At 62.7% G+C, this 11,194-nt stretch carries 7 protein-coding genes; 2 read left to right on the top strand and 5 right to left on the bottom strand.

The features are described 5' to 3' along the window. Window positions 1-87: 87 nt before the first annotated feature. From Q0288_RS17355 to Q0288_RS17375, 5 genes are all read right to left on the bottom strand, one after another. Window positions 88-291: a hypothetical protein gene (locus Q0288_RS17355; RefSeq protein WP_299433468.1), complete on the bottom strand. Its 204-nt coding sequence runs from the start codon at window positions 289-291 to the stop codon at window positions 88-90. 218 nt (window positions 292-509) lie between these two features. Beyond that, window positions 510-3,260, bottom strand: coding sequence for a CRISPR-associated helicase Cas3' (gene cas3, locus Q0288_RS17360; RefSeq protein ID WP_299433471.1), 2,751 nt, complete (start codon window positions 3,258-3,260; stop codon window positions 510-512). Further along, entirely contained in the window at window positions 3,247-4,263 is a 1,017-nt protein-coding gene (locus tag Q0288_RS17365; protein ID WP_299433474.1) for a WYL domain-containing protein, read from the bottom strand. Before Q0288_RS17365 ends, cas3 begins: the two co-directional genes overlap by 14 nt. A 181-nt stretch (window positions 4,264-4,444) precedes the next feature. Then, window positions 4,445-6,067, bottom strand: coding sequence for a tetratricopeptide repeat protein (locus Q0288_RS17370; protein ID WP_299433477.1), 1,623 nt, complete (start codon window positions 6,065-6,067; stop codon window positions 4,445-4,447). 487 nt (window positions 6,068-6,554) lie between these two features. Continuing rightward, the gene (locus Q0288_RS17375) at window positions 6,555-7,577 is read right to left on the bottom strand and encodes a peptidoglycan endopeptidase (RefSeq protein WP_299433480.1); all 1,023 of its coding nucleotides are present in this window, start codon (window positions 7,575-7,577) and stop codon (window positions 6,555-6,557) included. Window positions 7,578-7,913: 336 nt separating this feature from the next. Here Q0288_RS17375 and Q0288_RS17380 point away from each other — a divergent pair, with 336 nt between their 5' ends. Together Q0288_RS17380 and Q0288_RS17385 are read left to right on the top strand one after the other, a co-directional pair. Continuing rightward, window positions 7,914-9,173: an S-layer homology domain-containing protein gene (locus Q0288_RS17380; RefSeq protein ID WP_299433483.1), complete on the top strand. Its 1,260-nt coding sequence runs from the start codon at window positions 7,914-7,916 to the stop codon at window positions 9,171-9,173. A 501-nt stretch (window positions 9,174-9,674) separates the two neighbouring features. Then, the gene (locus Q0288_RS17385; protein WP_299433486.1) at window positions 9,675-10,901 is read left to right on the top strand and encodes a DNA polymerase; all 1,227 of its coding nucleotides are present in this window, start codon (window positions 9,675-9,677) and stop codon (window positions 10,899-10,901) included. The last annotated feature ends 293 nt before the right edge of the window (window positions 10,902-11,194 follow it).

An 11,194-nucleotide genomic window follows, 5' to 3' on the forward strand; every position in this document is an offset into this window, starting at 1 on the left:
TCCAGGGTTCTACGACTAGGTTGAACGTGGGCAAAAAAATACCTCCTTATGGGTCAAACATGACAAAAACAACGACACCTCGAGGACTCATGAGGTGTCGCAGTCCCAATGCTCGAGGTCGCTATCCTTTTCCCCTTGGTCGAGGTCACCATATTGGCCGAGAAGGCGATAGTCGGCTAACCGCAACTGGAATTCAGCCCGGAGCCTAGTGGTATTTTCGATCTCTGCCGCACGTGCTGCATCCAGAACGATCTGTATGAGGTCCTCATCTGCTAAAATGCCGTAGAGCAAGGAGTCCACCTCCAATCTCACCCAGGAACCCCTCTCTGCTTGGCGGCGTGGGGGGTTCTGGGGTTTTACGGCACTATAGCAAGAGCCAGAGGATCTGTCAATCTCCTGTACCCTCTGCACTACAACCTTAGTTCTTGATGTAGTGACCCCACTTATGTGGGGAAAACAATCCCTTTGCACAACTACCGGTTCATCCACGTTTGTACGGGGAACGCTGTTCATCTTAGCGCACCCCCATACACCACGCCAAGCTCGGGGTGAAGTTCTAGCTCGAGTTCTCCCAGTACGGCCTTCCCGTTCTCGAGCACCACCGGGTAAGCGTGGGCCAGCAGCGGGGTCTCGCTCCAGACCTTGGCGGCCCAGCCTTGGCGCTTGCGGTGAACCCTTAACGCCTCGAAGTCGTTGCGGGTTAGCTCGCGGCGGCTGAGCTTGATCGAGCGGGCAAAGATGCGCTTGGCCTGGGTTAGCTCGAGCTTGCTGGCGAGGCTGACGGGGTGTTGGGCGGCGGGGTCGAGGTAGAGCATGCCGCCCACCTTGTGCAGCAGCACCACGGTGGCGCTGGGGCTGCCCTTGCGGGTCTTGAGCTGGCTGGGGTCGTCGTCGGGGTTGGGCTCGTCGTCGGGCAGTTTGCGGGGGTCGGGGGCCTCGAGCCAGTCGGTCTCGTCGGGCTCGCCGAAGGCGGCGTAGAAGGCCTCGTCGGCATCTCTGGAGTCCCGCTTGTCCATGCGGGCCTGGGCCTGCTCGAGGGCTTCCACCCACTCCGCCGAAAGCCCCGATGGTACGGCCTCACTATAGACTTCCTGCACCAAGCGGTCTATGTCGGCAGGGAGGGCGATGCGGGGGCTGTTGTGCAAGGCCAGGAAGCTCCGCAGCAGAATATAGCGCTCATAAATCCGCTCGGCGGAGCCGAACTCGGGGATGCCCCCAGCCTCGAGGCCCGCCACCCAGAGCACAGGCTGGGTATGTCCGTGCCGCTCCTCGGCTTTGCGGGCGTGGCGGTAGAGCCGCCCGGCCCGCTGGAGCACCAAGTCTATGGGGGCCAGGTCGGTGAACATCACGTCAAAGTCGAGGTCGAGGGATTGCTCGACCACCTGGGTGGCAACCAGGATGGCCTTGCGCGGCCTGCGTCGGCCCAGGGCGCTGTGCTTGCCGAACTTGACCTTGACCCAGCGCTCGAGCCGCAAGCGATCCTCGAGTGGGAAGCGGGCGTGGAACAAGCAGACCTCCACACCATCGGGACTGCTGACCAAGAGCTGGTACAGGTCTTGCGCCCGCTGCACGGTGTTGACGATGCAGGCCACGCAGCCGCCCCCTCGGGCCTGCTCGAGGGCTTTTTGGGCCATCTGGCCCAGCTCGAGCGACACCCCCTGCACGGTCAGGGTGGGCTGCTGGCGGGCCGCGAAGGTTTGGGCTATAGGCGTGGGATCGTGGGCCAGGGCTCGAGTAATGCGGGGGTAGGCGGCCTCGGGCACGTGGGCGGCCCCGAAGGCTTTGAGCAAGGCCGCTCGCTTGGCGTTGGGGAGGGTGGCGCTCATCAGCACCACCGAGGAGCCCAGCGCCCGCAGCCAGCGCACTAGAGTCTCGATCAGGCCGCTGGTATAGGTATCGTAGGCGTGTACCTCATCGAGCACCACTACACGGTTGCCCAAACCCCACAGCCGGATGAACTGGTGCTTGGTGGGCAGAATACCCAACAGCGCTTGATCCACCGTCCCTACTGCATATTCGGACAGCAGTCCGCGTTTGCGGTGCGAGAACCATACCTGGGCCTCCACACCTTCATCACTGTGGTCGGAAGTATTGGGCTGCACCAGAATCTTCTGGTACGCCTCAACCAGTTGGCTAGCCCCGTGGAGCAGTTGCAAATCGAGCCGCCGACCAAAGCGGCCCAAGAACTCCTTGGCCCGCTCGAACATCAGGTTGCCGGTGGCCTGGGTGGGGAGGGCAATATAGAGCCCGCGATGTTCGTTGAGGGCTTGTAGGCGCAGGTGGGCGTAGAGGGCGGCCTCGGTCTTGCCCTCGCCCATCGGAGCCTCGACCAAAAACAAGGCGGGGCTGTTCGAGAAGCCCTCGAGGAGATACTCGAGGGTGGCCTGCAAGGGGCGGGCTTTGAAGGATTGGCCGGGCTTGCCGAGGTAGGCGAAGACTGCTTCGATGGGCTGGGATTCGGGCATCAGGGTTTCCCGCTTGAACCAGCCCACGCTATCTAGTTTTTCCGCTGCCCATTTCTTGGCCTTCTGGTAGTAGGCGGTCAGATCGTCACCCACCGGGTGGAAGTCGAAGCTCGAGCCGATCCAATCGGCAAAGCTGGTCAGGCCCGCCAAACGCTCGAAGGCAGCCCCACCGTACATAGAAATCTGCGGAGCCTTGCCCACCTCGAGCACCCGCAACACCTCGTCGAACAGCCAGCCGCGCACGTCATCCCAAACCCCCTTACCCTTCTCTTTGGTGACTACAGCATCAAGGTCTTGTCGGGTGGCCCTGAAGCCGTGATGCTGCCCAACTGCTGCCGCGACGTTTTGCGCGGCCCTGGGAGTCCAGCCTTTACCCTCGAGGAGTGCGGGCAGTACCTCCTCACTGATAACGCTATGGGAAATGTCTTTAGGGGTCGGGGTGGGGTCTGTTTTCCAGGTCAGGCCCTTGTTCCAAATTCGCTCTTTGCCTTCGGGCCACTTCTGCTGGAACGCGGGGCTGGCTTTGCCGAGGTCGTGAAGGCCCACCAAGGCGCAAATCCAAGCCTTGGCCGCGGCGGGCTCGAGGCCGAGGTCGTGGGCGTACAGCTCGAGGGTCTTGGGCGGCTCTCGCTCAAGAATTACCTCGGCACAAGCTGCGACGTCCAACAGGTGCCCAATGACGGGATGCCACGATCCCGCTTGATTATCCCGATCACTTTTAGCCCAGAGGGCTTGAGCCCGATCCGAAAGCATCTTCACCTCAATGTAGCGTTTTCCCGTGTCAATCCTTGTCACCCAACGCCGCCACCGCTCGAGCCTCCTGAAGCCACCTACTTCTCAAGCTTTCCGGCTCCAGCACCTCCACCCGCGCCCCCCAGCTCTGCACCCAGGACAAAAGCTCGAGCGGAAAGTTGTCGCTGGTGGTGCCCACGGTAATACAAACCTCGAGGCCCCCGTCGGGAAGCCTCGAGGCAATATGCAGGTTGGGGTAGCCGCCTTCCTCGATGCGGTAGGCGGCCTCGGGGCGGATCAAAAGCCGCACTTCCACCGGCTTTCCGCCACTGCTCCCGACCACCCCCCAGGCATTGGAGAGGTAGTCTCGGGGGTCGAAGTCTTTAGGGATGGTATAGGCGCCCGGCTCGCCCAGGGTTCTGACCCGGCGCATCCGGCTGAGTTTGTAGGTGCGCAGGGCATGGTGGTAGCCACGCTCGTGCCCGATCACGTACATGCCCAGGTTGGTGCGGGCGACCTCGAGGAAATAGACCTCGAGCAGGTTTTTGCGCGGCCGGCCCGAGCCCCCGGGCTTAAGGTAGTCAAACTCGATCACCTGGCGCTTAAACCAGGCTTCGGCCACCGTTGCCATGGCCATACCCTCGTCCTGGTGTCTCAGACTGCGGCGCTCGAGATCCTCGGTGCTCTTGAGGGCCAGTTCCTGGGCAGGCATGGGCAGCCGCCGGGCCAGTTTTTTAAGGGCCGAAAGGTAGGTGGGCTCGTAGCCGGGGGTGTGGTGATAGAGCATCCGCAGGGCGCTGTGTGTGACCAGGGCTTCCACCGGGCTCAGCTCGTGGCCCTGCAGCAGCTGATACTGGGGTGAACGCCCTCTCCTGGCGACCTCGATGGCCTGCAGGTCTTCGAGCAGATAGCGCAAAGCGGTACGCTTGTCCACGCCCAGAACCTGGGCCAGCTCCTGGGCCGAGTAGGGCCTGGCCGCCAGCAAGTCTCTGGCTTCCAACAGGCGCAGCGACTTCTTATGGTCGGCGCTGGCCCGGCGTGGTTCGCGATTGATCCGATTGATCATAGGTCTTACCCAACCCGAGTTGTAGCTTAGGAACCCCGCGTCGAAGGGGCGTCGAAATCAGCAGATAGAAACTTTGGTACTCAAGACTATTGATATCTGTACACTCATACCCGGCTGGACTGGCTGCGAGAAGCGATGGACAATCGCCCGGGCTATCGGCATTGCGCAAGGGGCGCAGGGCTCATTCGGACAACTCCTCGCGCCGGTTCTGCACCCAGTTGCGGTAGATGCCCTCGAGAAACAAAGCCTTTTTCTGGGCTTTTGGACCGTGCAGGTCGTAGCGCCAGACTGAGCCGGGGTCCAGGCGATAGGTTCCACTGCTCGCCAGAACACTGCCCTCCCAGCCCAGCGCCTCGCGTAAGCGCTCGAGGTGCGGCCAGATGGCCTGGCTGGCCTTCCTGCGGCTGACCTTCTCGGGGTACAGCTTGTCCATCAACTGGTCGAGGGTGGCCTCTCCCCTGTACTCCAGCAGCAAGACCAGAAGTTCTGCCGCCCGTCCGGTGGGGGCCAGGGGAATTTCCCGTCCGTTGACCTTTACCCGCAAAAGGCCGGCTGCGCGAACCTCGACCAGGGGGGGTTTGCTTTGTGGCCGGGGCAGGTTCAGGTAGCCCCGGCGCCTGGCCTCGGTAAAGAGGGCGGGCAAGCAGGGGCGCTCTTCTTGCAGCCAGGGCTGGGTCCAGTCCAGGGTTGCCAGGGCTATCTCGAGGGCTTCGCTCTCTCGGTGCTGCCGGGCCAGCTCTGCCCGCGCCAGCTGGGCTTTTGCCGCATCGCGCCCGGCGATTTGCAGGGCCTGACTCAGGGCGGCCTCAGCCCCGCTGGGGTTACCCAGCATCAGGTGGGTGAGGGCGATGTCCACATATAGCGTATCGGCGGGCTCGGCGGCGTGGGCCCGCCAGAAGCAGCCCATGGCTTCGGCGGGCTTGCCGCTCAGGCGGTGGGTATAGCCCATGCCCCAGTAGGCTTCTTGCAGGTCGTCGGGTTCGCGGGCCACCCTGGCAGCCTGCTGGTAGCTGAACAGGGCCCGATCCCACTCCCCCAGCACCCGGCGCACCGCCCCCAGACCGCAGAGTGCTCGGGCGCGAAACTCCTCGGCTTGCTGGCTTTTGCTCAGTTCTACTGCTCGTAGCAGGTGCCGCTCGGCCTCGGCGGGCTGGGTATGCAGCACGGTGATGCCCAGGCTGTGGTGCAGCCAGGCCAGGTAGTACGGATCGTGAGCAAGGTGGGCCAGCGCCTCCGCCCACAGACCTCGAGCAAGGCTGGCCTCGCCAAAGCGAAAGTGATGGTTACCCCAGTCCATCAAGCAGCGGCCCAGAGCGCCCCCGCGCAAGCCCTGCCGGGCCTGGGCAAAGACCTCCACCCAGCCGGGCTGGTTTAAATAGGCCAGGGCATCGGCTCGGAAACGCAGCCACATTCCGCGATCTGCTGGCTCCAGCTCGCTTTCGTTGGCCTCCAGGAGCCTTAGGGCCTCGGCGGACTGCTGGGTACGCGACAGGGCCCAACTGCGAAATAGCTGCATCCTGGCCTGGACAGGATGGGGCAAATGCAGGGTGTCGGTCAGCTCGAGCAGGGTCTGGTGCATCCGTGCGCTGCAAAGGGTACGCGCATACAGCACGGCAGCCTGGGGGTTCTGCCTTAGAAAGTCGGGGGGCAACCGCGCAAAGGCCCCTTGCACCAGGTTCTTCGCAGCCGCGTAACCATCGGCCTCATACACCATACGCGCCAGCACCTGAACTAACCTGCCCGGATGATGCTCGAGTAAGGCATCTACGCTGGTTTGGACTCCCTGGGTATTTTTGCCGCGCACGTGTTCATGATAAGAAATCCAGGGAAGCCTTGTGGCTTCCCCTGTAGGGTCGCTTCCCCGTGGTCTATCCGCCCGTACAGCACTTTGGCCCATCCCCGGCTACTGGCACAGGGTCGGTCTGCACGACCGTCCCGAGGTTCGGGTGTATCGCCAGGGTCAACACAGCAAGCAACAGTACAATTCCTCCTTTCGACCAGCCAGGGTTCTTTTTGCCGATGCCAACAGGGATGCCTGGGATGCGGTGGTTGTTTTCCACGCCCGACAGTCTGGGGGTTGGGTGCGACAATCCTTGTCACGAATTTTTAGGAGTGAAGGCATCGGCCAAGCCACCCCGGTCGGAAGGGGATCTCTGCGCCTCTGGCTCTGGACGCACGTTGTTGAGCTCTTCGGTGAAACTGGCCCGGCAGGCGAAATCTCCAGCGGCCAGACCGCCCCGCAACCCGCTCCATTGGGGAATAATCGGTTTTTTTTTGGCAGGCGGGGCTCGCTACGGGTGCACAGCCTGCAAGGCCTCGACCCGTTTGGCCCCACGGTAGACCCGCCGGTAGAAAGGGCTATCCAGACTCTCGATTACGACCCGGCTGCCATAGCTGTTGGCATGGGCGAACACCCCCCGGCCCAGGTAGATGCCCACATGGTCAATCTGGCGGCCCCCAAAGCTGAAAAACACCAGATCCCCTTTGCGCATCCCCCCCTGTACGGTGGTGAAGGTTGCCCATTGTTCGCGGCTGGTGCGGGGCACCCTGATGCCCACCTCGGCAAAGACCTGCTGGACAAAAGCCGAGCAGTCCACCACACGGTCGGAGTTGGCCCCAAACACATAGGGCAGCCCCAGGTATTTGAGCACCACCTGGATTAGCGGATGGGAGGGGTCATAGTCGGTGTCCAGAGGCTGGGTGGCCAGAGGGTGGGTGGGTGAACTGCTGGGTTGGGGCTGCGGCGCAGGTTCCGGTGCGGGCTGACCCGGTGCAGGTTGCGAGGGCTGACCCGGTGCAGGTTGCGAGGGCTGACCCGGTGCAGGTTGGGGTGGGGTGGGGCTGGGTAGCGGGGTCGAGTTAACCAGGTTGGCCGAAGAACCCGCCGGTGGGGCCGGACTGGGGGTGGTAGGGGACAGATCCGGGGTGGGAGCAGAGGGGTTTGCCGCCGGGCTGCTGGGCGCAACCCCGCTCGCCAGGGGAACCCGGAGCACCTGCGCCAGCGAAAGGGTGGTGCCTTCCAGACCGTTTTCTTTCTGGATGGCCTGCACCGTAGAGCCATAGCGTCGGGCGATGGAAAAGAGCGTATCGCCCCGCTGTACGGTGTGCTGTACCACTCGAGGCGGCAGCTGTAGCACCTGCCCCACGCTCAGGGTGGAGCCGCTCAGGCCATTGAGCCGCATCAGAGTTTCCACGGTGGTATCGTGGCGTCTGGCAATCGAGAACAAGGTATCGCCCCGCTGAACGGTATGGGTCAGCGCACTCTGGGCAAGCGCAATTGCAATAAGCCAGGGAAGCACGGCAATTATGCGCATACAAACGCAAGTATACGTGGAATTTCGGTAATTTCGCGTTCATCTAGCCATTGTTCCACTTTCATAAACTCACCGCGCAGAACCCGCAGCACTGCTGCAGCTCGCCGGGAGCGGCTCCCACGAATACCCTGCACAACCGACCCGGTCATGCAGGGTAAGACACGCACCGGGGTGGGTGGGTGTTGGTGGGGGCGCAACAGGAATTTGAAATGGGTGATAAAGTTCCAAATTCTCCTTATTGGCTGGCTAAGTTAGGCCCTCACGTTGGCTGCGTAGCGTAAGAAGCGGAGCCAAGACCACTTGGCCTCGAAAACTTGAGTTAAAGGGGAGGTCTATATGCAAAAAAGCCGTCTAGCCATTGCCACCTTTGTGCTGGCTGCATTCTTCGGCGTGTTTGCCCACGCACAGACCCAGTTCAGGGATATCCCGGCTGGGCACTGGGCCCGCCAGGCCGTAGAGTTTGCCGTACAGTGCGGTTTGATAGAGGGTTTTCCGGATGGCACTTTTCGGGGCAACCAGAACCTGACCCGCTACCAGGCAGCCCTCATTTTCTTCCGCCTCTACCAGACCAACCGCCTCGAGACCACCCGGCCCGAGTGCCGCCTGGCCGTCGAGCGGGGTGCGCAGGAAGTGGCTCCCGAGATTCAACAGCTCCAGCAGCGTTTTGCGGCCCTCGAGCGAACCAGCCAGGATCAGGCCGGTAAGCTGGCCGAACTCGAGGCCGAGGTCAAACGGGCCATCGAGACCAGCCAGCGGGCTGCGGCCCTCGAGCAGCGACTCGCGGCCCTCGAGCAGCAGGTCCAGCGGCTGGCCCAGGCTCCGGCTCAACCAGCCCAGCCTGCCCAACCGGCAGGCCCCACCCCGGCTGAACTGCAGACCCGCATCGCTGCCCTGGAGCAGCAGGTCCAGCGCTTGAGCCAGGCCCCAGCGGCCCCCACTGCACCGCAAGATGCGGTCGCCCTCGAGCGCCGCATCGCCACCCTGGAAGAGCAGATTCGCAATCGTCCCGACGCCGCCCGGGTGGCTGCCCTGGAGGAACAGGTACGCGGCCTGAGCAACCAGGTCACCACCCTGCAGGGTCAGGTTAGCGAGCTGCGCCAGCAGGCCCAACAACCCGCACCTCCGCCCCAGCCCCAGCCCCAGCCTGAAGTACGGCCCGTGGCTCCGGTCACCCCTGCTCCACCCAGGGATCCCAATCTTTACTTTGGCGCCGGCGCCGCTCTTGGCCTCATCCCCCAGCCCGCTGGCGGCGTCTTCAATACCAACAACCTGGCCGTCACCGGAATGGCGGGCGTACGCGAGGTATTCCTGGGCTTTGGCTTGCGGGCTGGCCTGGATTACAACCTCGGCACCAGCGCCCTGGGCATCGAAGCCTACCTGATGCGCCATTTTGGCAGTGGGCCGATTAGCCCCTACGTGGGGGTGGGTGCTCGCTTCCTGCCGGCCCTGGCCAATCCCATCTATGGCACGGCAGCCGTGGGGCTCGATCTCAACCTGTTTGGCCCGCTGGGCCTCTTCGTGGAAGGCAACCCCCGCTTCGACACCGGTGGCACTTTCGGGCTGGGCGCCCGCGCAGGCTTGAAACTCAACTTCTAACCCGTCGCTGGCCATTGAAGAGCCCTCTCGAGGGCTCTTTCCTTTTGACCCCTACCGGGCACCGCCCGCACCCCTAATTCCGCTCGATGTGGATCAGCAGGGGCGGGTTTGGCGGTGTTTTTTTTTGCCGTCGTGGGGTGCGCGGATACCGGCTGGCTGCCTGCAAAACCCTCCACCTATCGCCCAGTCTCCAGAGCCGCGCATCCTGGTCAAACAAAGGCTGGCTGGGTTGCACCTCAGCCACCAGGGCGGCAAAGTGTTCATGTTTGGCGGGTTGGCCCCCGAAACCTGGGCGACGGCGAAAGGCCCCCTGGATTAAGATTCCCGCTCGAGGATGCATCGCGAAAGGCCGACGACCGGAAGGGGTCTGCATCTTGTAGGGGAGTCCCGATCAGATGGTTCGGGTTGTTTGTTCTTGCAAAAATATGATAGTTGTATTATGTAATATACGTAATCACTGAACCGCTTCAGTGAGCCACAGCCCTCATACCGGAGGTTCGCATGGGTATCAACTATCTGTTCCTGGACATGAATTCCTACTTTGCCTCGGTGGAGCAACAACTCCGGCCCGAACTGCGCGGCAAGCCGGTGGCGGTGGTACCGATGCTGGCCGAAACCACCTGTTGCATTGCCGCCAGCTACGAGGCCAAGCGTTTTGGGGTCAAGACCGGGACGCTGGTGCACGATGCGCGGCTGCTGTGCCCCAGGTTGGAAATCGTCGAGGCCCGCCCCAAGGAGTACATCCGCATCCACCATCAAATCCTGCAAGCTGTAGATAGCGTGCTGCCCATCGAGGCGGTGCTCTCGATTGACGAGATGGTCTGCAGGCTGATGGGCCGGGAAAAAGTGCCTACAGAAGCCCTGCGGCTGGGAGAACAGGTCAAACAGGCCATCTACCGACAAGTAGGTCTGCAGATGCGTTGCTCGGTGGGCCTGGGGCCCAACCGATTTCTGGCCAAAATCGCTGCCGAGATGCACAAACCCGACGGCCTGACCCTGTTGCAGTTGTCCGATCTCCCCCACCGAGTCTACCCGCTAACGCTGCGCGATCTGCCCGGCATTGGCCCCAGCATGGAACAACGCCTGCTCCAACACGGCGTTACCACGGTGGAGCAGTTCTACCAGCTTTCGCTCTTGCAGCTTGCTCAAGTCTGGGGCAGCCGGGTGCATGGTTTTGCCTGGTGGCACCGCCTGCGGGGAACCGACCTGCCCGAGGCCCCCACACGGCGGCGCAGCCTGAGCCACTCGCATGTCCTGCCCCCGGTGTTTCGCAGCGAAACCGGGGCCCGATCGGTGCTCTCGAGGCTGGTACACCGCGCTGCCGCCCGCCTGCGCCACGAAGGCTACTGGACAGGCTCCGTAGCCCTGTTTGTGCGCTTCCTGGACAACAGCCAGAAGCGCAAATGGGATGCCCGCATCCGCATCCAGCCCAGCCAGGACACCCTGACCCTCTTACGCACCACCCTGCGGCTATGGCAACAAAAGCCCGAGGGCACTCCCTTCAAGGTAGGGGTTGCCTTAGGCAGCCTGACTCCCAGCAGCGAGCTGAGCTGGCCTTTGTTCGATCAAGACCAGAAACTGGTGCATCTGGCCCGGGCGATGGACAAGGCTAACCGCAAATACGGCCCCCAGGCCGTCTACTTTGCAGGTATGCACCGCACCGAGCAGAGTGCCGTCACCCGCATCGCCTTTAATCGCATCCCCGATCTGGACTTGCCGGATATTTGATGCCTCAAGTTGCAGGTTCCAGGTCGCCTGCCGTGTTGCTCTGGGCTTTCGCCTGTTTTGGGGGCCGCCCTGAGTACAAACACTTCGCTACCCGAGCCAGTGCAGCGCCGGACAGGTTGCCGTTCCGTCCTCGGTAGCGTGGGGGGAAGTCGTCGGTGCCCAGGTCGGCCTCTCGAATCCGGCTTGACAAGAACGGTTCCGACGAACTACCCGGCCTTTGATGTTTTCTCCCCTGCTTTGCGCTTTCCGCTTTGGGCCTTAAGCTAGAACCCGTGAGTGCCCTCTACCGCTAG

Source organism: uncultured Meiothermus sp. (genome assembly GCF_937863175.1).
Classification (GTDB): domain Bacteria; phylum Deinococcota; class Deinococci; order Deinococcales; family Thermaceae; genus Meiothermus.